General features: G+C 69.7%; 22 protein-coding genes. 15 read left to right on the plus strand and 7 right to left on the minus strand.

Annotation, left to right across the window (positions count from 1 at the left end):
- Nucleotides 1–6: 6 nt before the first annotated feature.
- From MNO14_RS09235 to MNO14_RS09280, 10 genes are all read left to right on the plus strand, one after another.
- Complete coding sequence (locus MNO14_RS09235; protein WP_241943469.1) at nucleotides 7–1,434, plus strand: aldehyde dehydrogenase; 1,428 nt, start codon at nucleotides 7–9, stop codon at nucleotides 1,432–1,434.
- A 7-nt stretch (nucleotides 1,435–1,441) separates the two neighbouring features.
- Complete coding sequence (gene can, locus MNO14_RS09240; RefSeq protein WP_241943470.1) at nucleotides 1,442–2,116, plus strand: carbonate dehydratase; 675 nt, start codon at nucleotides 1,442–1,444, stop codon at nucleotides 2,114–2,116.
- On the plus strand, nucleotides 2,097–2,636 hold the full coding sequence (locus MNO14_RS09245) for a RidA family protein (protein ID WP_241943471.1): 540 nt from the start codon (nucleotides 2,097–2,099) through the stop codon (nucleotides 2,634–2,636). The genes can and MNO14_RS09245 overlap by 20 nt, the downstream gene beginning before the upstream one ends.
- 4 nt (nucleotides 2,637–2,640) lie before the next feature.
- A complete protein-coding gene (locus MNO14_RS09250; protein ID WP_241943472.1) occupies nucleotides 2,641–3,183 on the plus strand; it encodes a 3-hydroxyanthranilate 3,4-dioxygenase in 543 nt (180 codons plus the stop codon).
- Nucleotides 3,184–3,241: 58 nt separating this feature from the next.
- The gene (locus MNO14_RS09255) at nucleotides 3,242–4,252 is read left to right on the plus strand and encodes an amidohydrolase family protein (protein WP_241943473.1); all 1,011 of its coding nucleotides are present in this window, start codon (nucleotides 3,242–3,244) and stop codon (nucleotides 4,250–4,252) included.
- Nucleotides 4,253–4,299: 47 nt separating this feature from the next.
- The gene (kynU, locus tag MNO14_RS09260; protein ID WP_241943474.1) at nucleotides 4,300–5,577 is read left to right on the plus strand and encodes a kynureninase; all 1,278 of its coding nucleotides are present in this window, start codon (nucleotides 4,300–4,302) and stop codon (nucleotides 5,575–5,577) included.
- Nucleotides 5,574–6,953 (plus strand): NAD(P)/FAD-dependent oxidoreductase, encoded by a 1,380-nt coding sequence (locus tag MNO14_RS09265; RefSeq protein ID WP_241943475.1) that lies wholly within the window; start codon nucleotides 5,574–5,576, stop codon nucleotides 6,951–6,953. The genes kynU and MNO14_RS09265 overlap by 4 nt, the downstream gene beginning before the upstream one ends.
- Nucleotides 6,954–7,115: 162 nt before the next feature.
- Nucleotides 7,116–8,573: an exodeoxyribonuclease I gene (sbcB, locus tag MNO14_RS09270; RefSeq protein ID WP_241943476.1), complete on the plus strand. Its 1,458-nt coding sequence runs from the start codon at nucleotides 7,116–7,118 to the stop codon at nucleotides 8,571–8,573.
- On the plus strand, nucleotides 8,570–9,256 hold the full coding sequence (locus MNO14_RS09275; RefSeq protein WP_241943477.1) for a DUF2461 domain-containing protein: 687 nt from the start codon (nucleotides 8,570–8,572) through the stop codon (nucleotides 9,254–9,256). Before sbcB ends, MNO14_RS09275 begins: the two co-directional genes overlap by 4 nt.
- 79 nt (nucleotides 9,257–9,335) lie before the next feature.
- Complete coding sequence (locus MNO14_RS09280) at nucleotides 9,336–9,869, plus strand: DUF2939 domain-containing protein (protein ID WP_241943478.1); 534 nt, start codon at nucleotides 9,336–9,338, stop codon at nucleotides 9,867–9,869.
- A 61-nt stretch (nucleotides 9,870–9,930) separates the two neighbouring features.
- On the opposite strand, the gene MNO14_RS09285 is transcribed toward MNO14_RS09280, so the two are convergent.
- Together MNO14_RS09285 and ispG are read right to left on the minus strand one after the other, a co-directional pair.
- Complete coding sequence (locus MNO14_RS09285) at nucleotides 9,931–10,638, minus strand: phosphatase PAP2 family protein (RefSeq protein ID WP_241943479.1); 708 nt, start codon at nucleotides 10,636–10,638, stop codon at nucleotides 9,931–9,933.
- A complete protein-coding gene (gene ispG / locus MNO14_RS09290) occupies nucleotides 10,628–11,926 on the minus strand; it encodes a flavodoxin-dependent (E)-4-hydroxy-3-methylbut-2-enyl-diphosphate synthase (protein WP_241943480.1) in 1,299 nt (432 codons plus the stop codon). The genes MNO14_RS09285 and ispG overlap by 11 nt, the downstream gene beginning before the upstream one ends.
- Before the next feature lie 107 nt (nucleotides 11,927–12,033).
- Between ispG and MNO14_RS09295 the strand changes: the two genes are divergently transcribed.
- On the plus strand, nucleotides 12,034–13,275 hold the full coding sequence (locus tag MNO14_RS09295; RefSeq protein WP_241943481.1) for an ATP-binding protein: 1,242 nt from the start codon (nucleotides 12,034–12,036) through the stop codon (nucleotides 13,273–13,275).
- Nucleotides 13,272–13,844 (plus strand): response regulator, encoded by a 573-nt coding sequence (locus MNO14_RS09300; RefSeq protein WP_241943482.1) that lies wholly within the window; start codon nucleotides 13,272–13,274, stop codon nucleotides 13,842–13,844. The genes MNO14_RS09295 and MNO14_RS09300 overlap by 4 nt, the downstream gene beginning before the upstream one ends.
- A gap of 71 nt (nucleotides 13,845–13,915) precedes the next feature.
- Here the strand turns inward: MNO14_RS09300 and MNO14_RS09305 are convergent, their stop codons facing one another.
- The 3 genes from MNO14_RS09305 to MNO14_RS09315 form a co-directional block, all read right to left on the minus strand.
- Nucleotides 13,916–15,475, minus strand: coding sequence for a calcineurin-like phosphoesterase C-terminal domain-containing protein (locus MNO14_RS09305; RefSeq protein WP_241943483.1), 1,560 nt, complete (start codon nucleotides 15,473–15,475; stop codon nucleotides 13,916–13,918).
- 70 nt (nucleotides 15,476–15,545) lie between these two features.
- Complete coding sequence (locus tag MNO14_RS09310; protein ID WP_241943484.1) at nucleotides 15,546–16,436, minus strand: pseudouridine synthase; 891 nt, start codon at nucleotides 16,434–16,436, stop codon at nucleotides 15,546–15,548.
- Between the two features lie 19 nt (nucleotides 16,437–16,455).
- On the minus strand, nucleotides 16,456–18,603 hold the full coding sequence (locus MNO14_RS09315) for a S46 family peptidase (RefSeq protein ID WP_241943485.1): 2,148 nt from the start codon (nucleotides 18,601–18,603) through the stop codon (nucleotides 16,456–16,458).
- Between the two features lie 162 nt (nucleotides 18,604–18,765).
- Between MNO14_RS09315 and MNO14_RS09320 the strand changes: the two genes are divergently transcribed.
- Genes MNO14_RS09320 through MNO14_RS09330 form a run of 3 tightly spaced genes read left to right on the plus strand, consistent with a single transcriptional unit; the run spans nucleotide 18,766 to nucleotide 21,910 of the window.
- Complete coding sequence (locus tag MNO14_RS09320; RefSeq protein WP_241943486.1) at nucleotides 18,766–19,623, plus strand: N-formylglutamate amidohydrolase; 858 nt, start codon at nucleotides 18,766–18,768, stop codon at nucleotides 19,621–19,623.
- Nucleotides 19,620–20,843 (plus strand): tyrosine/phenylalanine carboxypeptidase domain-containing protein, encoded by a 1,224-nt coding sequence (locus tag MNO14_RS09325; RefSeq protein ID WP_241943487.1) that lies wholly within the window; start codon nucleotides 19,620–19,622, stop codon nucleotides 20,841–20,843. Before MNO14_RS09320 ends, MNO14_RS09325 begins: the two co-directional genes overlap by 4 nt.
- Entirely contained in the window at nucleotides 20,840–21,910 is a 1,071-nt protein-coding gene (locus MNO14_RS09330) for a glutathione synthetase (protein WP_241943488.1), read from the plus strand. The genes MNO14_RS09325 and MNO14_RS09330 overlap by 4 nt, the downstream gene beginning before the upstream one ends.
- Before the next feature lie 57 nt (nucleotides 21,911–21,967).
- On the opposite strand, the gene MNO14_RS09335 is transcribed toward MNO14_RS09330, so the two are convergent.
- Both MNO14_RS09335 and MNO14_RS09340 read right to left on the minus strand, forming a co-directional pair.
- On the minus strand, nucleotides 21,968–24,286 hold the full coding sequence (locus MNO14_RS09335) for an FdhF/YdeP family oxidoreductase (RefSeq protein ID WP_241943489.1): 2,319 nt from the start codon (nucleotides 24,284–24,286) through the stop codon (nucleotides 21,968–21,970).
- Nucleotides 24,287–24,408: 122 nt separating this feature from the next.
- Nucleotides 24,409–24,597 (minus strand): hypothetical protein, encoded by a 189-nt coding sequence (locus tag MNO14_RS09340; protein WP_241943490.1) that lies wholly within the window; start codon nucleotides 24,595–24,597, stop codon nucleotides 24,409–24,411.
- Between the last annotated feature and the right edge of the window lie 53 nt (nucleotides 24,598–24,650).

A 24,650-nucleotide genomic window follows, 5' to 3' on the forward strand; every position in this document is an offset into this window, starting at 1 on the left:
TGCGCCATGCAGCGGCTGACCCACTGGATCGACGGCGCGGCACGGGACCCGGCGGCGGATCGCTGGTTGCCGGTGTACGCCCCCGCGACCGGCCGGGTGTACGCCGAGGTCGCCGCAGGCGATGCCGCCGACGTCGATCTCGCCCTGCAGGCCGCCGGACGCGCCGCCCCCGGCTGGGCGGCGCTGCCCAACAGCAGGCGCGCGGCCATGCTCGAGCGTCTGGCGTCGCTGCTCGAGGCCCGCAACGACGACGTCGCCCACGCCGAGTCCCTGGACGGCGGCAAACCGTTCGCACTGGCGCGCGACGCCGAGATTCCGCGCGCGGTCGCCAACCTGCGCTTCTTCGCACATGCGGCGACCCAGTTCGCCAGCGAATCGCACCATGGCGAGGTCGGCCTGCACTACACCCTGCGCCAGCCGCTGGGCACGGTCGCGACGATCTCGCCGTGGAACCTGCCGCTGTACCTGTTCACCTGGAAGATCGCGCCGGCGCTGGCGGCCGGCAACACGGTGGTCGCCAAGCCGTCGGAGATCACGCCCGCAACGGCGACGTTGCTGGCTGCGCTGTCGGCCGAGGCCGGATTGCCGCCGGGCGTGCTCAACCTCGTCCATGGCAGCGGCGCCGAGGTCGGCGAGGCGCTGGTCGTCGATCCGCGGGTGCGGGCGGTGTCGTTCACCGGCAGCACCGCGGTCGGGCGGCGAATCGGCACGCTTGCCGGCGGCCTGCTGAAGAAAACCTCGCTCGAGCTCGGCGGCAAGAACGCGACGCTGGTGTTCGCCGACAGCGACTGGGAAGACCGGCTCGATATCCTGGTGCGTTCGGCATTCCAGAACAGCGGCCAGATCTGCCTGTGCGGCTCTCGGATCCTGGTCGAACGGCGCATCGCGGTGCAGTTCGCCGAGCGCTTCGTCGCCGAGGCCTCGGCGCTCCGCATCGGCGACCCGATGGACCCGGACGTGCGCATGGGCCCGCTGGTGTCGCAGGCGCATTTCGACAAGGTCCTCGCCGCACTGCAGCGCGCCCGCGACGAAGGCGGCCGGGTGTTGTGCGGCGGCCACGCGCTCGACCGTCCCGGCTGGTTCGTCGCGCCGACGGTCATCGACGGCCTGGGTCCGGACTGCGCGACCAACCAGGAAGAAATCTTCGGGCCGGTAGTCACGCTGCAGACCTTCGACGACGACGCCGAGGCGCTCGCGCTCGCCAATGCCGGCAGCTACGGCCTGGCCGCCACGCTGTGGACCCGCGACCTGGCGCGTGCGCACCGCCTGGCGGCCGCGCTGCGCGCCGGCATGGTCTGGATCAACGGCTGGATGCTGCGCGACCTGCGCACCCCGTTCGGCGGCAGTGGCGATTCGGGGTTGGGCCGTGAAGGCGGGCTGGAGGCCATGCGCTTCTTCACAGAAGCGAAGAATATCGGCCTGTCTCTGGAATAATGTCGCGATGGGCGAACTCGACAACCTCCTGCAACGCAACCGTGACTGGGCAGAACGCGTCTCGCGCGACGACCCGGATTTCTTCCACCGGCTGTCCAGCCAGCAGACGCCGAAGTACCTGTGGATCGGCTGTTCCGACTCGCGGGTGCCGGCCAACCAGATCCTGGGGCTCGACCCCGGCGAGGTCTTCGTGCATCGCAATGTCGCCAACGTACTCTCGCACGGCGACCTCAACGCGCTGTCAGTGATCCAGTTCGCCGTCGATGTGCTCAAGGTCGAGCACATCCTGCTGGTCGGCCACTACGGCTGCGGCGGCGTCCAGGCCGCCCTCACCGGCACGCGGGTCGGCCTGGTCGACAATTGGCTGCGCCACGTCTCCGACCTCGCCTACAAGCATGAAGACCTGCTCGCATCGGTCCAGGACGAGACCCAGCGCCAGGCGCGGATGTGCGAGCTCAACGCGATCGAGCAGGCGCTCAACGTCTGTCAGACCACGGTGGTCCGCGATGCCTGGGCGCGTGGACAGCCGCTGGCGGTCCACGGCTGGGTGTACGCCCTGGGCGACGGCCGTGTGCGCGAACTGTCGATGGACGTGTCCGGCCCCGAGCAGATCACCCCCGCCTACCGCGCCGCCGTTGCCAAGGTCGCCGCGGTCGCCGCGCGTGGCGAGCGCGATGACTGACGCGGTCCACGCCGCCTCCGCGCCCTACCCGGTCGGGCGCTACCCGCATGCGCGTCGCGCCGGCGGCCTGCTGTTCCTGTCGGGCATCGGCCCGCGCGATCCGGCAACCGACGCGGTGCCGGGCAACGTGCTCGATGCCGATGGCCGGGTGGTCGCGCACGACATCGCAGCGCAGACCCGTGCCGTACTTGCCAACGTCCGCGCCGTGCTCCAGGCCAGCGGCGCGTGCTGGGAAGACCTGGTCGACGTGACCGTCTACCTGACCGACATGGCGGACTTCACCGCCTACAACGCGGTCTGGGCCGAGTATTTCCCCGACGCCGCCGCCGCGCCCTGCCGGACGACGCTCGGCATCGATGCACTGCCGACGCCGATCGCGATCGAAATGAAGTGTGTGGCGGCCATTGGCCGCCATCCCACGTCCCTCTCCCGCCCTGCGGGAGAGGGGGGGACCATTGGCGGAACCGATGGTGGGGTGAGGGCCACGGACGCCAACGCACCTGCATCCAAGAAGGAATAAGCCAATGATTCCGGGACCGATCAATCTGCAGGCCTGGATCGACGCGCATCGCGAACTGCTCAAACCGCCGGTCGGCAACAAGTGCATCCACGATGGCGACTTCATCGTGATGATCGTCGGCGGCCCCAATGCGCGGACCGACTACCACTACGACGAGGGTCCCGAGTGGTTCTTCCAGCTTGAGGGCGAGATGGTGCTGCGCATCCAGGAGGACGGCCGCCCACGCGACATCCCGGTCCGCGCCGGTGAGACCTTCCTGCTGCCGCCCAAGGTGCCGCATTCACCGCAACGCAGCGCAGGCTCGGTCGGCCTGGTGATCGAGCGAAAGCGTCTGCCGCACGAGCGCGACGGTCTGCTGTGGTTCTGCGAGCGCTGCAACCATAAGCTGTTCGAACACTACTTCACGCTGCACGACATCGAGCAGGACTTCCCGCCGGTGTTCGACCGCTTCTACGGCGCCATCGACCTGCGCACCTGCGAGGCCTGTGGGCACATCAACCCCAGGCCCGCGCGTTACGACCAGGCCGCCGGCCCAGCTGCGGGATGACCTGCGGCCTGCCGCGCCGCAGCGGGTGCACCTGACCGACAGTGCCTACAATCGGGCCATGCTGAAGATCGACATCCACGCCCACTACCTGCCGCGCGACTGGCCGGACCTGGCAGCCAAGTACGGCGAGGCGCGGTTTCCCGTCATCCACCACACCGCCGACGGGCGCCACCGGATCTACAAGGACGGGCGGTTCTTCCGCGAGATCTGGTCGCGGACCTGGGACGCGCGCGAGCGCATCGACGACTACGCGCGCTTCGGGGTGCAGGTCCAGGTGATCAGCACCGTGCCGGTGATGTTCGGCTACTGGGCCAAGCCCGCGCACGCGCTGGAACTGCACCAGTCGCTCAACGACCACATGGCCGCCACGGTCGCCGCCCATCCGCGGCACTACGCCGGCATCGGCACCGTGCCGCTGCAGTCGCCGCGGTTGGCGATCCAAGAGCTGGAACGCTGCGTCGATCAGCTCGGCCTGCAGGGCGTGCAGATCGGCAGCCACGTCGGCGACTGGAATCTCGACGCGCCGGAGCTGTTCCCGTTCTTCGAGGCCGCCGCCGACCTGGGCGCGGCGATCCTGGTCCACCCCTGGGACATGATGGGCAGCGAGTCGATGCCCAAGTATTGGCTGCCCTGGCTGGTCGGCATGCCGGCCGAACAGGCACGTGCGGCCTGTTGCCTGGTCTTTGGCGGCGTGCTCGAGCGGTTGCCGAAGCTCCGCATCTGCATGGCGCATGGCGGCGGCAGTTTCCCGTACACGATCGGGCGCATCGAGCACGGGTTCAACATGCGTCCGGATCTGGTCGCCACCGACAACCCGCACAATCCGCGCCGCTACCTCAAGCGGCTGTACTTCGACTCCTGGGTCGCCGACCCGCGGGCGCTGCAGTACCTGCTCGACACCTGCGGCGCGGACCGGGTGATGCTCGGTACCGACTATCCCTTCCCGCTCGGCGAACAGGAACCCGGCGCAGGGATCGAGCAGCTCGCGCTCGACGACGCGGCCCGCGCCCGGCTCTACCACGGCACCGCGCTCGATTGGCTGGACCTGCCGGCCAACCGCTTCGCCTGAGTCCCCCTTTTTCGCGTCGCTTCGCGCGACACCACCGGCTTGCCATGATGACCGATACCCACGCTCTGTTCACCGACGACTACGCCGCGACCGCCGACGCCGCCGACCCGCTCCGGCACTTTCGCGCGCAGTTCCACATGCCGCGCTTTGGCGAGGTCGAACAGGCCTACTTCGTCGGAAATTCGCTGGGCCTGCAGCCACGCGGCGCCCGCGCGCAGGTTGAGGACGTGCTCGAGAAGTGGGCGATGGAGGCGGTCGAAGGCCATTTCCGCGGCAACTCGCAATGGATGACCTACCACGCGCTGGTCGGCGCGCAGTTGGCCGAGGTCGTGGGCGCGCAACCGGAGGAAGTGGTCGCAATGAACTCGCTGACCGCGAACCTGCATTTTCTGATGGTCGGCTTCTACCGCCCGAGCACCGAACGCCCGGCGATCCTGATGGAAGCCGGCGCGTTTCCGTCCGACCGCTACGCGCTCGAATCGCAGGTCCGCTTCCACGGCTTCGACCCGGCGACCGACCTGATCGAAGTGCAGCCCGGCGCCGACGGCCTGTTCGGCATGGACGCGATCGCTGCGGCGATTTCCGAACACGGACACCGGCTGGCGCTGGTGCTGTGGCCCGGGGTCCAGTACCGCACCGGCGAGGCGTTCGACTTGGCGGAAATCGTGCGCCTGGGCCACGCGGCCGGCGCGGTGGTCGGCTTCGACCTGGCGCATGCCGCCGGCAACCTGCCGCTGCGGCTGCACGACAGCGACGCCGATTTCGCGGTGTGGTGCCACTACAAGTACCTCAACAGCGGCCCCGGCGCCGTGGCCGGTGCCTTCGTGCATGCGCGCCACGCCCATACCGATCGCCCGCGCTTCGCCGGCTGGTGGGGCCACGACGCGGCGACGCGCTTTCGCATGGGGCCGGACTTCCAGCCCACGCCCGGCGCCGAGGGCTGGCAGCTCAGCAATCCCCCGATCCTCGGCCTGGCACCGCTGCGGGCCTCGCTCGACCTGTTCACCGAGGCCGGCATGCCGGCGCTGCGCGCCAAGTCCGAGCGCCTGACCGGCTACCTGGAAGCGCTGATCAACGCGCAACTGGCGAACGTGCTCGAGATCGTCACGCCCGTCGATCCCGCACAACGCGGCGCCCAGCTGTCGCTGCGTGTGCGCGGCGGTCGCGAGCAGGGCCGCGCGCTGTTCGACTACCTGTCCGAACACGGTGTGCTCGGCGACTGGCGCGAGCCCGACGTGATCCGCATCTCACCCGCGCCGCTCTACAACCACCACGGCGACGTGTTGCGGTTCGTACGCGCGGTGATGCGCTGGCGCGACGCGTGAGCGGCGCGGCGCGCCAGCTGACCATCATCGGCGCAGGCCTGGCCGGCGCGCTGTTGGGCATCCTGCTCCGGCGCCGGGGCTGGGAGGTCGACCTGTACGAGAAGCGCGGCGATCCACGGCGGCTCGGTTACGCCGGCGGGCGTTCGATCAACCTGGCGCTGGCCGAGCGCGGCCGGCACGCGCTGCGCGCGGCCGATGCGGACGAGGCGGTGATGCGGCACGCGATCATGATGCGCGGGCGCATGGTGCACACCGGCGACGCCGACCCGCGGCTGCAACGCTATGGCCGCGACGATGGCGAGGTAATCTGGTCGGTGCATCGAGGCGATCTCAACGTCGTGCTGCTCGATCTGGCGCAGGCCGCCGGCACAAGATTGCATTTCGATGCCGGCCTGGAGGCGGTGAACTTCGACTCCCGGCACGCGGTGTTCCGCCATCCCACCACCGGCGAAACGCGCGAGGTCCCGTTCCAGGCGCTGGTCGGCGCCGACGGTGCCGGCTCGGCGCTGCGCGCGGCGATGCAGCGTGTGCGCGACCTCGGTGAGCGGGTCGATGTGCTCGATCACGGCTACAAGGAGCTGGAGATCCCCCCGTCAGCCGACGGCGGTTTCCGCATCGAGCCGCACGCACTGCACATCTGGCCGCGTGGCCACTACATGTGCATCGCCCTGCCCAACGACGAGCGCACCTTCACCGTCACGCTGTTCCTGCCGCACCGCGCAGGCGCCGACGGCGGCCCGGCGTTCGACCAGATCCACAATGTGGATGCGGCGCAGGCGTTCTTCGCGCGTGAATTCCCCGACGCGCTGGCGCTGATGCCCGAGTTCCGCGCGCACTGGGCCGCCAATCCGGTCGGCCAACTGGCGACGCTGTATCTCGACCGCTGGCATCTCGACGACCGCGCGGTGCTGCTGGGCGATGCCGCGCACGCGATGGTGCCGTTCCACGGCCAGGGCATGAACTGCGCGTTCGAAGACTGCGTGGCGCTGGCCGGTCAACTCGATGCGCATGCCGATACCGCCGACGCATTCGCCGCGTTCGAGGCGCAGCGCCGACCCGACGCCGCCGCGATCCAGCGCATGGCGCTCGACAACTACCTGGAGATGCGCGACCGGGTCGACGATGCCGACTACCTGCTGCAGCGCGAACTCGAGCTCGCCTTGCAGGCGCGCCACCCCGGCCGCTTCGTCCCGCACTACGCGATGGTGACCTTCATGCGCATTCCCTACTCGCTGGCGATGCACCGCACGGATCTGCAGCGCGGCATCCTCGAACGCGCGACGGTCGGCCACGCCGCCCTCGACACGCTGGACTGGCCGGCGATCGACGCCGAGGTGCACGCGCAGCTGACGCCGTTGGAGGACGCGCCCGCATGATCGTGCCACCCTCGCAACGGCTTGCAGCCACGAGGCGCCAGTCGCACCGCTTATGACCGATAGTGTTCTCTTCTACGATTGCGCCTCGACGAGCCCGCCACACCCAGTTGGAATAAGGCCGTCGCAACGGCTCGCAGCAACGAAGGGCCGATCGCACTGCCTATGACTGATAGTTTTCTCTTCTACGACTTGGAAACCTTCGGCGCCGACCCGCGCCGCAGCCGGATCGCCCAGTTCGCGGCGATCCGCACCGATGCCGATCTGGTGCAGATCGAGGACCCGATCGACTTCTTCGTGCGGCCGGCCGACGACCTGCTGCCCTCACCGGTCGCCACGCTGATCACCGGTATCACGCCGCAGCAGGCGCTACGCGACGGCCTGTCCGAGGCCGAGGCGTTTGCGCGGATCTTCGAGGAGATGGCGCGCCCGCGTACCTGCACACTGGGCTACAACTCGCTGCGCTTCGACGACGAGTTCGTCCGCTTCGGGCTGTTCCGCAACTTCCACGATCCCTACGAGCGCGAATGGCGGGGCGGCAACTGCCGCTGGGACCTGCTCGATGTGATGCGCTTGTGGCATGCGCTGCGTCCCGACGGGCTGGTCTGGCCCACGCGCGACGACGGCGCGACCTCGTTCAAGCTCGAGCATCTGGCCTTGGCCAACGACGTGCGCACCGGCGATGCCCACGAAGCGCTGTCGGACGTGCGTGCGCTGATCGGCCTGGCCCGGCGGATGCGCAGCGCCCAGCCGCGGCTGTGGGACTACGCCGCGAAACTCCGCGACAAGCGCCATGCGGCCGCGATGCTCGACCCGGTCGCGATGACCCCGGTGCTGCACGTGTCCCAGCGCTATCCAGCCTCGCGGCTGTGCGCAGCCCCGGTGCTGCCGCTGGCACGACACCCGACGATCGACAGCCGCATCGTGGTGTTCGATCTCGACGCCGAGCCCGATGCCCTGCTCGATCTCGACGCCGACACGATCGCCGCGCGCGTGTTCGTGCGCGGCGCCGACCTGCCCGAGGGGATCGCCCGCATCCCGCTCAAGGAAGTGCACTGCAACCGCTGCCCGGCCCTGGTCGCCTGGTCACACCTGCGTGCGGAGGATTTCGCGCGCCTGTCGATCGATCCGGCGCTCGTCGAGCGCCGCGCCGCGCAGCTGCGTGCGGCCGGCCCCGCACTCGCGGCGAAGATCCGCGCGGTCTTTGCGACCGAGCGCGCGCACGGGCCGTCGGATGCCGACGGCTCGCTGTACGACGGCTTCCTGGGCGACGGCGACCGCCGCCGTGTCGCCCGGGTCCGGGCCACGCCGCCGGCGCAGTTGCACGGGGCGGATTTCGGCTTCGAGGACCCGCGCCTGGACGAACTGCTGTTCCGCTACCGCGCCCGCAACTGGCCCGACACGCTGTCGCCAGACGAGCGCCACCGCTGGGACGAGTACCGTCGCCTGCGACTCGGCCCCGGGACGACCGCGTCCGAACAGGACTTCGACGACTACTTCACACAGATCGACGCCCTGCGCGTCGACCATGCGCAGACCCCCACGCACCTGGCCTTGCTCGACGCGCTCGTCGACTGGGGCCGTGGCCTGCATTCGCACCTCTACCCCACCTCCCCCGCATGACCGCCTACTTCAGCGAGAAGAGCTTCCGCTTTCTGCGCGCGCTCGCGCGCCACAACGACAAGGCCTGGTTCGAGGCCCACCGCAAGGACTACGAGGCGCATGTGCGCCAGCCGTTCCTGCGGCTGGTCGGCGACCTGCAGCCCGATATCGCTGCGATCAGCCCGCATTTCCGCGCTGACACCCGCACCGTCGGCGGCTCGCTGTTCCGCATCCATCGCGACGCCCGTTTCTCGCACGACAAGTCGCCGTACAAGACCTGGCAGGGCGCGCGGCTGTTCCACGAGCGGCGGCGGGAAGTCGCCGCTCCCTCGTTCTACGTGCACCTGGAACCGGGGGCGAGCTTCGTCGGCGCGGGACTCTGGCATCCCGAACCACACACGCAGCTTAAGGTGCGCCAGTTCATCCTGGAGAACCCCGGCGGCTGGAAGGCGGCTGCGCACGCACCCAAGTTACGGCGCCGCTTCGCACTCGACGACAGCCAGATGCTGGTCCGCCCGCCGCGCGGCTTTCCGGCCGACTTCGCCTACATCGACGATCTGCGCCATCGCAATTGGGCGTTCCTGCGACCGCTCGACGATGCGGTGATGGCCGGCCCTGGCCTGGACCGCACGATCGCCGCCGACCTCGCCGTACTGGCACCGTTCGTCGACTATCTGTGCGCGGCGCTGGACCTGGAGTTCTGAGCCTGGCACGGCAGTGTTCAGCCGCTCGGTGGCGTGCGGTCCCACAATGGCGACGCCCCCCTGCTCGGCCCGTGGCCCGATGAAGAAACTCGCCTGGCTGTCCGCCCTGATCGCCGCCCTGCTGCTGGCCTACACCGCGGCCGGGCCGTTTCTGACGATGCACGCCATCCGGGACGCGGTGCAACGCGAGGACTCCAGGGCGCTCTCCAAACAGGTGGATTTCCCGGCATTGCGCCAGAGCCTGCGTCTGCAGCTGTCCGACGCGCTGGTCCGACGTGCGGGTGTCGACGTGCAATCGAGCCTGCTCGGCGCGCTCGCGTTGCAGGCGGCTGGCGGCACCGTCGGCACGGGCGTGGACATGATGGTCACGCCGGTCGGACTGAGCGCGCTGATGCGCGGCCGACGGCTGTGGGACCTGTCGAGCGGCGCCACGCCGCCAGTCGGTGGGGAGCGCGCGCCGGCGTCCGACCCCCTGGCCGATGCGCATTGGCGCTATCACTCGCCGTCGCGCTTCACCGCGACCGTGCGCGACGAGTCCGGCCGGCCGATCGTCTTCGTGCTCACGCGCAAGGGCCTGCGCTGGCGGCTGTCGGACATCCAGTTGCCGCTGTAGGCCCGCCCCTTGGCGGCGACGCGTCGCACGGCTGCCCCCGGCCGCGGCGTGCGCTGTCTGTCTAACGGCCCGAAGGCTCGATGCGCCCGCCGCGACCCAACGGCGGGTGGTAGAGCAGCAGGTACACGCCGACCCCCCAGACCGAGGCCGCGGCCCAGCCGGCGAGGATGTCGGAGGGGTAATGCACGCCCAGATAGATGCGCGACAGCCCGACCATCGGCACGAACACTGCCATCGCCGCGATCGTCCACCAGCGCGCGCGCGTCGGCCAGGTCAGCAGCACCAGCACCAACGCCAGGGTCATCGAGCCCATCGCATGGCCGCTGGGAAAGCTGTAGGTCGCCTCGGGCGCGATCGACTCCCACAGGCTGGGCCGGTCACGCGCGAACAGCTGCTTGGTTCCCAGGTTCAGCAGCGCCGAGCCGCCGGTCGCCAAGGCTGCGAACAGGCCATCGCGCCAGCGCCGCAGCGCCAGCAGCAGCACGACCAGACCGATGTCGACCGGCACCACGCCGCGCGCATAGCCGATCTGCGAGAAGAACAGGAAGACCCGGTCGAAGCCGTCGCGCGCCATCTGGTTGGCGTACAGCAACAGCGGCTCATCGAACGGGATCGCCTCGGCCTCATGGACCTCGTCAGCCAGTTCCATGAAGCCCCACATCGGCAGCAGCACGCCGACAAACAGCAGCGTCAGCTTCCAGCCGTGCCGGCGCAGCAGGCCACCGGTTTCGTGCGCGGCCTCGCGCGCCAGCGCGTGGTCAGCCGCCATCGGCACCGCGACCGTAGGTCCGGTGCACGTAGTCGTCGACCAGTGCGACGAAGTCCTGGGCGATGTTTTCGCCGCGCAGCGTGACGGCCTTCTCGCCGTCGATGAACACCGGCGCCGAGGGCGCCTCGCCGGTCCCTGGCAGCGAAATGCCGATATTGGCGTGCCGCGACTCGCCGGGGCCGTTGACCACGCAGCCCATCACCGCGAGCGTCATGTTCTCAGCCCCCGGGTGGGTGATCTTCCACTCGGGCATCTTCTCGCGCACATGGTCCTGCACCACGCCGGCCAGTTCCTGGAAGAACTCCGAGGTCGTACGGCCGCAGCCCGGGCATGCCGTGACCATCGGCGTGAACGCGCGCAGGCCCATGGTCTGCAGCAGTTCCTGCGCGACCACGACTTCCTTGGTGCGCGATGCACCCGGTTCGGGGGTCAACGAGATGCGGATCGTGTCGCCGATGCCTTCCTGCATCAACAGCGCCAGCGCAGCGCTGGAGGCGACCATGCCCTTGCTGCCGATGCCGGCCTCGGTGAGCCCGAGGTGCAGCGCAAAATCGCAACGCGCCGACAGGTCGCGATAGACCGCGACCAGTTCCTGCACGCCGCTGACCTTGGCCGAGAGCACGATGCGATCGCGCCCCAGCCCTAAGTCCACGGCGCGTTCGGCCGAATCGACCGCCGAGCGGATCAACGCCTCGCGCAGCACGCGCCCCGCGTCCCAGGGCACGGCGCGGCGGGCATTTTCGTCCATCAGCGTCGCGGCGAGCGACTGGTCGAGCGAGCCCCAGTTCGCACCGATGCGCACTGGCTTGCCGTAGCGGATCGCGAACTCGATCAGCTGCGCGAACTGCAGGTCCTTCTTCTTGCCGAAGCCGACATTGCCCGGGTTGATCCGGTACTTGGCCAGCGCCTGCGCGCAGGCCGGCTCGCCGGCCAGCAGTTGGTGACCGTTATAGTGGAAGTCGCCGATGATCGGCACTTCGATGCCCTGCATCGCCAGCCGCTCGACGATCCGCGGCACCGCGGCGGCCGCCTCGGGCGTATTGACGGTGATGCGCACCAGTTCGGAACCGGCACGCCACAGCTCGCCGATCTGCCGCGCGGTGGACACCACGTCGGCAGTGTCGGTGTTGGTCATCGACTGCACGACCACTGGCGCATCGCCACCGACGGCGACGCCGCCGACCCGGACCTGGCGCGTGGCACGGCGCGGCGCGGGCCCGAACGGCGGCGCGGCCGTGGGTTCGGGACCGGGATCGGAAAACGTCGGGGCGTCGGGCTGGGCGGACATCCGCGCAGTTTACCGGCTTGGCCCGAGCGACGCTGACGCCAGCCGAAACGTGGTCGCAGCGCCGCCGCGATAGGCGCCCGCCCGCCGGTGCACTACGATGGCGGCCCATGCAGTCGCAACCCCCCGCCACCGCCCTGCTGCGCACCCTCTACGGCCTGCGCTGGGCGGCGGTGGGCGGGCAGTCGCTGACTATCCTGTGGGCGACACGCGGCTTCGACATGGGGCTGCCGGCCTGGCCGCTGTGGACCGCGGTGGCGGTGCTGGCGGTGTTCAACGTCGCCGTGTACCTGCGCCTGCGCAGCAGCCGCGACGCGGCACCGGCCGAAGCCTTCGCGCACGTGCTGGTCGATACCGCGGTGCTGACCTGGCTGGTCGCCTGGACCGGCGGCATCGCCAACCCCTTCGCCTCGCTGTTCCTGCTGCCGATCGCGCTGACGGCGATGGCGCTGCCGCCGGCCTGGGCGGTCGCCGCGGCGCTGTCGTGCGTGGGTGGCTACATGCTCTCGGTGCACTTCGGTCAACCCTTGCCCCACCTGCACGACCGGTTCGACTTGCACCTGGCCGGCATGGCGGTCAATTTCTTCGTCTCCGTGGCCCTGGTGCTGTACTTCCTGACCCGGCTGGCGAGCGCCCGCGACCGCCGGGAACGCGAACTTGGCGATCTGCGCGACCGCTTCGTCCGCAACGAGGGCATCCTCGCGCTCGCCACCCACGCCGCGTCGGTCGCCCACGAACTCAATACCCCGCTGGGCACGATGACGCTGGTGCTCGACGATGTCGACACCGCGTCCCTGCCCGCCACCACTGCCGAGGACATCGCGATGTTGCGACGGCTGGTGGACACCTGCCGCGATCGCGTGCGCTCGCTCGCCAACCCCGCCGACCCGGCCGCCAGCCGGCTGGTCGATATCGGTCGGGTGCTCGACCACTGGCAGCTGGTGCGCCCGACCGTGGTACTGATGCGCAGTGGCAACGTCGAGCCGCAACTGCGGGTGGACCGCACGATCGGCCACCTGCTGCTGGCGCTGCTCAACAACGCCGCCGATGCCAGTGCGGCCAACGGCAGCCAGCAGGTCGATCTGCGCCTGCAGCTCGACGACGGCATGCTCGATGGCGCGATCCGCGACTACGGCACCGGATTCGACGCCCAGGCGCCGTTCCTGCCGGTCCTGTTCCGCAGCGGCAAGCCCGACGGCCTCGGCGTCGGTCTGGCGCTGTCGCATGCGGCGATCGAACAACTGGGTGGCGAGCTCGACCTGGAGGAGGCGGACGGCGGCGGCGCAGTGCTGCACTTCCGCGTCCCGGTTGACGCGCGCCATGCCGACGCTACCAAGGAAACGACACGATGAAAGGCCTGCTGGTCGATGACGACACCCTGTATCTGGAAGCACTGCGGCGCGCTCTGACCCGCCGCGGAATCGACTGCGAAGTCGCACCCGACATCCCGACCGCGCTCGAACTCGCCGGACGCATCGCGCCCGACTTCGCGCTGGTCGATCTCAAGCTCGCCGATGCCTCCGGGCTGTCGTTGATCGAGCCGCTGCGCGCGATCCGCGCCGACATGCGCATCCTGCTGGTCACCGGCTATGCCAGCATCGCGACCGCGGTCGAGGCGATCAAGCGCGGCGCCGACGACTACCTACCCAAGCCGGTGTCGGCCGACACGTTGCTGCGAATCCTGCACAACACCGATCCGGTGCCGGCCGGCGCGACGAGCGACATCGACGATGGGCCGAGCGTCGAAAGTCCGACGATGATCCCGCTGCACCGCCTGGAATGGGAGCACATCCAGCAGGCGCTGGCTGAAACCGGCGGCAACATCTCCGCGACCGCGCGGCTGCTCGGCATGCATCGCAGGTCGCTGCAGCGCAAGCTCGCCAAGCGGCCCGGCCCGGAGCGGCGCCCGCTGTCGGAGTGAACCGGCGGCCGCGTGCCGCTATCGCCTCGAACCGACGCCGCTACGCGCGAGCCCTGCGTTCCGTGCGCGGATCAGTCGCCCGGCGAGGCCGCCAGCCGATAGACCGTCGATGCCCGCTGTTCGCCCTGCCAGGGATCGAACACGCGCACCTCCACCCGATGCGCGCCGACGGGCAGATCGGTCGCGAGCGCACCGCGCCACAGATGCGGCGACAGGTCCGCCTCCGGCGAGCGGTCGCGTCCGCGCAGGCCGTCGGCGAGATCGTCGCGCGCATTCTCGAGCACCAGCCGCGGGTCGGCGCGTTCGACCCGGCGCATCGGCCGCCAATCGCCGTCACCGATGCGGTATTCGACCCGCGTGTCCGGCTGGCCCATATAGACATTGGCGTAGACACCCCAAGCCGGATACGCGCCCTGGCGCAGCACGCGCGGCGCGTGCAGCGCCATCGCCGCGGTGCTGGCCGGCTCGTCGGCAGGCACACGCGCTGGGTGCCAGGCCAGCCGGTAACCGCCGTCGGCGTCGATGCGCAACGTGGCGAAGCCGTTCGGTGTGCCGTCGGCCATCGTCGCTGCCGGAATGCCATCGGCATCGGGCGCGCCGCTCCAGAACGCCCCGCTCGCCGCGCCGACGTTGTACTCGTGCAATAGCCTCGCGCCCTGCCAGCCCTGCGCCGCGCCGTGGCGCACGTGGCGCTGGGTGTGGCGGTGGCCGGAGAGCAGCAGCACGCGCGGGAATCGCGCCAGCAACCCGAACAGCCGCGCGCGGTCGGCACTGCGGATGGTCTCCGGCGCACCTTCGGCGGCGGTGTCGAACCACGGAATGTGCGCGCCGACAACCAGCAGCCGGTCAGTGCGGGCCCGCGCCAGATAGGCCTCGACGAACGCGAACTGGTCCTCGCGCAAGCCACCGACGTAGGCCGGACGCACGCCGGGCTGGTGGATGACGTTGTCGAGCATCAGGAAACTGGCCTGCGGCTCCTCCCAGGCATAGCTCTCGGGCCCGTAGACCGCACGATAGGACGCCGTCGAGCCGGGGTCATCGGCCGCCTCGACATCCAGGTCGTGGTTGCCCGGCACATGCAGCCACGGCACATCGAGCTGCGCGGTCGCGGCATTGATCGCCGGATACAGCGCCGGCACGTCGTTGCCGACATCGCCCAGCACCAGGCCGAGCGCCGCCGGTGCCCGCGCTGCCGCGGCAACCACGCTGCGCGCGTAATAGTCGACCTCCGCCTCGCGGCCGGCCTGCGGATCGGCGAATACCAGCACGTCCAGCGCATCGGCGGCCGGCGCCTGCGGGCGCAGCGCGAACCGGCAAGTGTCACCGCGGTCCGGCGACGCCCAGTGCCGCGGCAGCGCGCCGTCGCGAGCGAGCGCGTAGCCGGCCGGCTTGATGACGAAGGCCGAGCCACCGGCCAGGCCGCCGAATCGACCGTCGGCACCGGTCTCGACGATCCGCACGCCATCGGACACGCCGATGCCCGCGATGCCGGGCTCGTCCGCATCCTGTCGGCCGTCGCCGTTGCGGTCTTCGAACACGACGCCGGTGTCGCAGGCCAGAGCGGGCGCGGACGCCGCGCCCAGCAGCGCGAGCAGGACGGGCAACGGCAACAACGAACACGAGCGCGACATGGCGGACATCCGGCAGCATATAAGCGCGTCGATTATGCACCGCGCCCCTGACCGTCGATTCCGAACCGCCTCATCGCTGCAGGCGCAGCTGCGAATCGAAGCGACGGCGGCGGCCGTCGAGCGGATCGTCGAACGCCAACGACGCGGCGAGCAGCTGCAGCGCAGGCGCACCGTCGTCGACCTCGCGCAGAGCCGGATACCAGGGATCGTGCAGAATCGGCGCGCCGAGCGCGGCAAGATGCACGCGCAACTGGTGCTTGCGGCCGGTGACCGGCTCGAGCCGATAGCGCCAGCAATCGGGCATGCGCTCGCGCACGTCGATCCGGGTCTCGCTGTTGGGCGCGCCTGCGCATTCGCGCATGCGGAAGAACGGCACCCCGCGTTCGATCCGGCTGCGATGCACGTACGGGAACACCAGATCCGGCAACGGCGGCGCCAGCGCCTCGTAGCGTTTGTCGATGCGCCCCTCGCGGAACAGTGCTTGGTAGGCCGCGCGCGTTTCTGGCTCGGCCGAGAACAGCACCAGCCCGGCGGTTGCGCGATCGATCCGGTGCAGCGGCACCAGATGCGGGTTGTCCAGCCGTTCGATCAACCGGTGCAGCAAGGTCTGCCGGACGAAGCCGCCCGCCGGCACCACCGGCAGGTCGTGCGGCTTGTCGGCGATCACCAGATGCGCATCGACATGCACGATGCGCTCGATCGCCGCGACGACCGGCTCCTCATCGACCTCGCGGTAGTAGGCGATCTCCAGGCCCACGCGATAGGCCGCATCCGGCGCCAGCGGCATCGCATCGTCGGCCGCCAGCACCCGCCCGCGCGCGAAGCGCGATTCCCAGATCGGCCGCGGAATCTGCGGGAACCGCGCGCACAAGGCCTCGAGCACCGTGCGCCAGGGTCCGGGCGGCAGCTGCAACCGGCTTGCGGGCACGCCGTCGCACAGCGGCAGCGGCCGCCGCGTCATGCCCGCGTCCCGGACAGGATCATCGCGTCGGCAGCCCCATTTCCTCCAGCAGTGCCGGTGCCGGGTAGACCTTGGCCATCAACCATCGCATGTAGCGCATGTCGACATGGATAGCGCGCTTGGTGCGCGGGTCGAACCACCAGCTGGCACTGACCGACTCCCAGTTGCTGTCGAAGTTCAGCCCGACCAGCTCGCCACGGGCATCGAGCACCGGCGAGCCGGAGTTGCCGCCGGTGGTGTCGAGGTTGGTCAGGAAATTGACCGGCTGGCTGCCCAGCGTCGGCTCGTCGGTACCGGCGAAATCGCCGCGCGCGATCGCGTCGAGCAGCGGCGCCGGGGCGTCGAACGGCGTCTGGCCCGTGTGCTTTTCGACGATGCCGGCCACCGTGGTGACCGGCGCGTAGGCGACCGCGTCGCGCGGGGCCAGCGGTTCGACCCGCCCGAAGCTCACGCGCAAGGTGCCGTTGGCATCCGGATACACTGCCCGCCCTTGCGATGCCCGCCAGGCGACCAGGGCGCGCATGTAGGCCGGGCGCAGCCGCAGTTGCTCGCCCTCGCGGGTCTTGCGGGCGTCCTCGGCCTGCAGTTGCGCGGCGACCAGCGGCCCGGCCAGCGCGACCAGTGGATCGTCAGCCAGCGCCTGGGCGGCGCGCGCGGCCTCGAAGCGCGACAGCCGCTGCGCTTCCTCGCCCAGCGTGGTGCCCGCATAGAGCGCGTCGAGCGCGCTCGCCAGGGCGGCGGGCGTGCGTCCGAACGCCGCGTCAAACGCCGGCAGCCGCTGCGCGTCGGGCAACTGCTGGTAGCGGCCGAGCAGCACTGTCAGCAGCGCCTTCTCCCCTTCGGGCGCGTAGCGTCGCTGCGCCTGGCGCAGTACGCCTTCGATCAGCGCGTGGTCGCGCTGCTGGTAACCGCGCTCGCGCTGCGCGTCGGGCTTGGCCGACTCGATGCGCAGGCGCTCGAGCAGGAGCGCGCTGCGCAGCATCTGGGTCTGGCTGGCGATCAGCTCGAGCAGTTGCTCGCCCTCGCCGGCTGCGTTGCCCTGGGCCAGCACCATCTGCAGCGCCGCGATGTCGCGCGCGTCGTCGCCGCGGGTCGCGGCGAGCATCGCGTCCTCGTCGGCGCGGCGCTGGCGCACCGCATCGCTGCGCACCAGGCCTTCAAGTTCGCCGGCGGCGCGCTTGCGGCGGTTCTTCAATGTCTGCAACTGCGCAGCGTAGCGCGTGCGGACCTCGGCATCGTCGCGACCGACCGCCTCGACGGCCGCGATCAAGGCATCGAACACCGCGACCCGCTGCGGCAGCACCTGCCGGACCTGCGCGTCGAACTCGGCCGCCGTGCGATGGCGGAACGTCGTGCCCGGATAACCGGCGAGCATCGCGTAGTCACCGGCATGCAGGCCGTTGCGAGCGACCTGCAGATGCGCCGGCGGCGCGTAGGGCACATTGTCTGGACTGTAGTCGGCCGGACGCCCATCGCGCCCGACGTAGGCGCGCAGCAGCGTGAAGTCGCCGCTGTGCCGGGGCCACATGAAATTGTCGATCTCGTCGCCGTAGTTGCCGATCGCGCGCGGCGGTGCATACACCAGGCGCACGTCGCGCAGTTCCAGTTGCCGGATCAAGTAGAAGTCGCTGCCGTAATCCATGTTGGCGACGCTGCAACGGACCTCGTCCCCCTGTTCGCAATCGGCGACCAGGCGCTTGCCCGCCGCCTCGACCGCATCGTAGTAGGCGCGTCCGTCCAGACCGCGCGCCTCGGCGAGGACCTCGTCGGTCACCCGGTCGAAGCCGACGGTCACCAGCACGCGGAAATCCGGATTCGACGGACGCTCGTCGGCCCGGCCGTCGGCGATGAAGCCGGCGTCGATGATGTCGCGCTCGGGCCGGCTGTTGTACTGGATCACGCCGTAGGCGACGTGGTGATTGGTCAGCAGCAGGCCATCGCTGGAGACGAAGGCACCGGTGCCGCCGCCGACGCGGACCACTGCATTGAGCGGCGGGCGGGTCACGTCGGCCAGCGCCCGCGCGTCGCCGCGAAAACCGGCCTGGCGCATCTGCTGGGCGATGTCGGGCAATTGGCCCGGCAACCACATGCCCTCGTCGGCATGGGCGGCGGCGGACAACAACAGGCCGGCCGCGAGCGCGGCAGTCAGCGGGCGTTTGCAAGGCATGGCGAAGATCCAAAAAAGCGCACGACGGCACAGCCGGCGACCATAGCCAGCCCGGCGCCCGCCGACAACATCCATCGGTCGCGCTCGCGGTTAATGTGCCGTCAAGCGCAGCCGCCTGTGCGGTCACGTCCGCATCATAGGCCGCTTGCGAGCATGCGCGTCATGCCAGTCGCTCCCGATCCACGTCGCCCCCATTCCGAAACTTTTCTCACCCCGAGCACCCCGCCTGCGCTGCGGCTGCGCGAAGACGCTTGGGATCTGGTCGCTGCCGATGGCCCGGTCATCACGACCGCGATCCACGACGGTCACCTGCTGCGGCCTGCGTTGCACGACCGTGTCGCGCTCGATGAGGATGCGCGATGGCGCGAAGAGGACCCGCTGACCAGTCTGCTCGGACAGGTCGGCGATGTGCGCCTGCGTGTGCGCACGTCGCGCTTCGAAGTCGACCTCAACCGGCCGCGCGAACAGGCGATCTACGCCGCGCCCGAAGCCGCCTGGGGCCTGCAGGTCTGGGCGTCGCCACTGACCGAAGCCGAACGCGCAGCGTCGCTGGCGCTGTACGACCGCTTCTATGCGATGGTCGGCGAACTGATCGATCGCACGGTCGATCGCTGGGGCTGCGCCCTGTTGATTGACCTCCACAGCTACAACCATCGCCGCGATGGCGCCGACGCCGATCCGGCGCCCCAGGCCGACAATCCGGATATCGAGCTGGGCGTGACCACGCTCGACCACGCCCGCTGGGGCGGCACCGCGCGATGCTTCGCCAATGTGCTGCGCCGGCATCCGGTGCGCAGCGTGCTGCCCGACGTGCGCTGCAATGTGCGGTTCCCGACCGGTGGTCATTTCCCCGAGTGGGTCTACGCACACTGGGGAGACCGCGTCTGCACGATCTCGCCCGAGTACAAGAAGATCTTCATGGACGAGTGGAGCGGCCAGGTCGACATCCCCGCGCTCTATGCCCTGCGCGACGGGCTGCAGCAGGCCGTGGAGGCGGTCCGACCGGAGTTCCTGGCATGAGCGCCGAGGTCGTTGCGCGCGCCCTGCCACGGGCGCGCGCCCTGCCCCCGGTGGCCGCGCAGATCGATCAGACGCTCGCGGACATGGACGCGCAACTCGATTGGTTGATCGCGCTGTCGCCGCTCGACGGCGAGGCCTTGTGGCGCCAGTTCGATGCCAGCGGTCGGATGGTCGAACCCCCACTGCGCTATGTGGATCTGGAGACCGATCTGGCGGCGGCCCGCCGCACGCTCGATGCGCTGCCGATCGGCGAGGTCGCGCCGCCCGCACTGCAGGCGCTGCTGGCCGAGAAGCAACGCGAACTCAGCCGCATGATCGACCTGGTGCAGGCGCGCGACCAACCGGACTTCATCGCCGCCAGCATCGCCCTGTTCGGGGACGTCGAGCCCGACCTGCTGGCGCTGGCCCGACGCATCCTCATCGACGTGCCGGCGGGCGAGCCGCTGGTCGCCGATGCTGGCATCGACGAGGTCCGCGCCGCGGTCGAGGCGGAGATCGACTGGTATCGCGCGCAAGCGCCCGACTTCCATATTGAAGTCGTGGTCGATACCGACATCAGCTCGATGCTGATGGTGTCCCACGGCACGTTCTACATCGACGGCAACATCCGCCTGCCCCATGCGCGCGTCGATCCCTTGATCCAGCACGAGATCGGCACCCACGTGGTGACCCGTCACAACGGCCAGCAGCAGGCGCTGCGCCAGTTGCAGGTCGGCCTGGCGCAGTACGACCCGACCCAGGAAGGCCTGGGCGTGCTGGCCGAGTATCTCGCCGGCTACCTGCCCGGCGAACGCCTGCGCGTGCTCGCCGCGCGCGTCGTCGCCGCGGCGATGGCCGCCAACGGCGAAGGCCTGCCGGCAATCTTCGACCGGCTGCATACCCACCATGCGCTGCCGACCGACGATGCCTTCGATGTCGCGCTGCGTGCGCGTCGCGGTGGTGGCCTGACCAAGGATGCGGTCTATCTGCGCGGCGTGCGCGACCTGCTGGCCTACCTCGCCGCCGACGGTGAGTTCGATGCGCTGTTCCTGGGCAAGTTCGCCCTGTCGCAGCTGGACCTGCTCCAGACCCTGATCGACGACGGCTGGGTCGTGCCGCCCGCCCTGCTGCCCCACTACGCCGCCGCCGACGACTTTTCCACCCGCCTCGACGCGTGCCGCCGCACGCCGGTCGAATGCCTCCACCAGACCCACCGTCCCCCGGAATCCACCACACCATGAGCGCCAGCGAGCACGCCCCGATGCGATTGGGCTTCGTCGTCAACGACGTCGACACCGAACAGGACCACTACACCACCATTCGGCTCGCCCGGCAGGCGGTCCATCGCGGCCACCGGGTCGCGCTGATCGGACTGGGTGACTTCACCTACGATGCCGGTGGCACCATCCGTGCCTGCGCGCGGATTCCGCGCCTGGACCGCTACGAAGACGACCGCGTCCTGCTCGCCGACCTCCAGGGCCCCGAGCGCCAGACCGAACGGATCTCGGTGCAGGATCTGGATGTGCTGATGCTGCGCAGCGATCCGGCCGAAGAGCTGGTCGAGCGCCCCTGGGCACCGAGTAGCGCGCTGCTGTTCGCCCAGTTGGTGGCGCTGCACGATGTGCTCGTCGTCAACGACCCCACGCATCTGACCGACGCGTCCAACAAGACCTATTTCCAGCATTTTCCCGAAGACGTGCGCCCGGTCACCTGCATCAGCCGCGATGCCGAGGAGATCAAGTCGTTCATCGCCGCCCATGACGGGCGCGGCGTGATCAAGCCGCTGCAGGGCTCGGGTGGCCAGGGCGTGTTCGTCGTCGATGGCAACGGCACCGGCAACCTCAACCAGATGATCGACGCGGTAACCCGCGACGGCTACGCGATCGCGCAGGAATATCTGCCCGGCGCCAAGAACGGCGACCTGCGGCTGCTGATGCTCAATGGCCGGCCGCTGGAGGTCGATGGCACTTACGCCTGCATCCACCGCTACAACGACAGCGGCGACGCACGCAGCAACATCAGCGCCGGCGGCAAGTACGAGATGGCCGTGCCCGATGCCGATGCGCTGCGCCTAGCCGAACTGGTGGCGCCGAAGCTGATCCGCGACGGCATGTATTTCGTCGGTCTGGACATCGTCGGCGACAAGTTGATGGAAGTGAACGTCGACACTCCCGGTGGCATCAACATGGTCGAAGAACTGACTGGCCTGGACTTCAGCGGCGCGATCCTCGACGACCTGGAGCGCAAGCTGCGCCTGCGTCGCCATTACGGTCGGACGCTCGGCAACGCCGAACTGGCGATGCTTTAACACCTCGCGCCGAACGGTCACAGGACCGTGCGGCGCGTGCCGTCTAACGACAGCCGATCACCCCGGCGCCGGGCCTGCGGGCACCGGCGCGTCGCTGTGTCCCCGCACGATCCGGACCGGCACCGATTTCGCGGCCGGCACGTGGCTGTCGATCGCGTGGTGGGCGACCGGGATCAGCGGATTGCATTCGGGGTAATAGGCGGCGATGCACCCGGCCGGAATCAGATACGGCACCACGCGCAGCCCACCGACCTCGCGGCGGACACCATCGTCGACATCGGTGGCCAGCGCGATCTCCTCGCCCTCCTGGATGCCGAGCGCACGGATGTCCTCGGCGTTCATCAGCACGACGCGACGCGTCCCTTCGATCCCGCGGAACCGGTCGCGATAGCCGTAGACTGTGGTGTTGAACTGGTCGTTGCTGCGCACCGTCAGCAGCCGGTAGCGCCCCGGACGATCCTCAAATCCAGTCGCCGACAGCACCTCCGGCACGTGGAATTCGGCCTTGCCGCTTTCGGTCTGCCAGCGCCGCTCGCGCGCCGCGACCGGGCGCGGGAAACCGCCGGGCACGTGCAGCCGCGCGTTGAAATCCGGGAACTGCTCGGGATACGTCGCCTCGATCGCGTCGCGGACCTTGGCGTAGTCGTCCACCCAGGCCTGCCAAGGCACCTGCGATGCGTCCGCGACCGTCGCCAGCGCGATGCCGGCGACGATCGCCGGCTCCGAGCGCAGCTGCGCACTGGCCGGGCGACTCGTGCCGAACGAGGCATGGATGCAGGTGGTGCTGTCCTCGACGGTGACGCGCTGCGGGCCAGTCGCCTGCACATCCTCCTCGATCCGGCCCAGGCACGGCAGTAGCAGCGCGGTGCGACCGCACAGCAGATGGCTGCGGTTGAGCTTGGTGGCCACCTGCACCGTCAGTGCCATGTCGCCCCAGCGCGCCTCCAGCGGCCCGGTCTCGGGCGCGGCGCGTGCGAAGTTGCCGCCCAGCCCGATGAACGCATGGACCGAGCCGTCGAGAATGCCCTCGACGGTCGAGACCGTATCGCGGCCCTTCTTGCGCGGCGCCTGGAACCCATACTGCGCCTCGAGGCGGTCGAGCGGCACCAGCTCGGGCTTTTCGGAGATGCCGACGGTGCGCTGGCCCTGGACGTTGGAATGCCCGCGCACCGGGCAAATGCCGGCGCCCGGCCGGCCGACGTTGCCGCGCATCAGCGCCAGGTTGCACAGCATGCGGACGTTGTCGACGCCGTGGCGATGCTGGGTCAGCCCCATGCCGTAGATCAGGATGGTCGCCTTGGCCCGGGCGTAGACGCCGGCGGCGGCTTCCATATCGGCGCGCGACAGGCCCGATTCGCGCTCCAGGTCCGCCCAGTCGCTGGCGCGCAGCGACGCGGCGAACGCCTCGAAGCCGTGGGTGTGCTCGGCGATGAAGTCCACGTCGAGCACCCGCGGCTCGCCGGCGGCCACGGCGGCATCGTCGAGCGCCAATACGGCCTTGGCGATGCCCTGCAGCACCGACAGGTCGCTGCCGGCGCGCACCTGGAAGTAGGCATTACTGATGCGCGTCGACTGGCCGGTCGCCATCGCCAACGGCTCCTGCGGATTGGTGAACCGCTCCCAGCCGCGTTCGTACAGCGGGTTGAAGGTGATGATTTCCGCGCCGCGCCGGCTGGCGTCCTGCAGCGGGTGCAGCATGCGCGGGCTGTTGACGCCGACGTTCTGGCCAAACGACAGAATGCAGTCGCAGTGCTCGAAGTCGTCCAGCAGCACCGTGCCCACCGGCACGCCGATGCTCCGGGGCAGCCCCACCGACGTGCTCTCGTGACACATGTTGGAGCTGTCGGGCAGATTGTTGTTGCCGTACACCCGCGCCAGCAGTCCGTACATGTACGAGGTCTCCAGCGAGGCGCGGCCGGACGCGTAGAACACCACGCGCTCACGCTCGAGCGCACGCAGCTCACGGCCGATCAGCGCGAAGGCCTCGTCCCAGGCGATCGGGACGTAGCGATCGCGCTGCACGTCGTAGCGCATCGGCTCGACCAGCCGGCCTTGCGCTTCGAGATCGTAGTCGGCCCATTGCCGCAGTTCGGACACCGGGTGGGCCTCGAAGAACGCAGCGTCGGCGCGCGCTTCGTCGAGTTCCCACATCGTCGCCTTGGCGCCGTTCTCGCAGAACTCGAACGCGTGGGCCTCGGCCGGCTTGGCCCACGAGCAGCTCACGCAGGCGAAGCCGTCGACCTTGTTCTGTCGCGCCAGCTGCCGCGCGCCTTCGATGCTGGGGGCGTCGGGCCCCAGGCCGTACCGCGCCAGCGACTGGACCGAGCCCCAACCACCTGCGGGGCCTTCATAGCGGCCGATCCGGATCTGTGCCATCGTCCGTCCTTACGAGCGAATGACGTCGGACGCTAGCGCGTCAGCGCTCACGCATACGTGAACACATCGATGTGAACACGCGGATGTCACCCGGACAGCAGGTTGCCATGGCAGGCACGCCCTCAATCGGCAAGCTCCCAAAAGGCCCGGATCAACGGTTCGGCATCGTCCCAGGCCACCGAGTGATCGCGGCGCAGGCGCAGCCATCCGGCCTCCAAGCGCGCGGCGCACGCCTCCCAGGGGACCGAGCCCAGGTACTCGCGCGCCATCTGTCCATAGATGCAACACAGTTCGACATCATCGGTGTCCATACGACGCTCCTGTCGGTTGTGATCCTGCAGGTCGAGCCATCCGAGGCGGCCTG

The sequence above is a fragment of the Luteimonas sp. S4-F44 genome (assembly GCF_022637415.1).
Classification (GTDB): domain Bacteria; phylum Pseudomonadota; class Gammaproteobacteria; order Xanthomonadales; family Xanthomonadaceae; genus Luteimonas.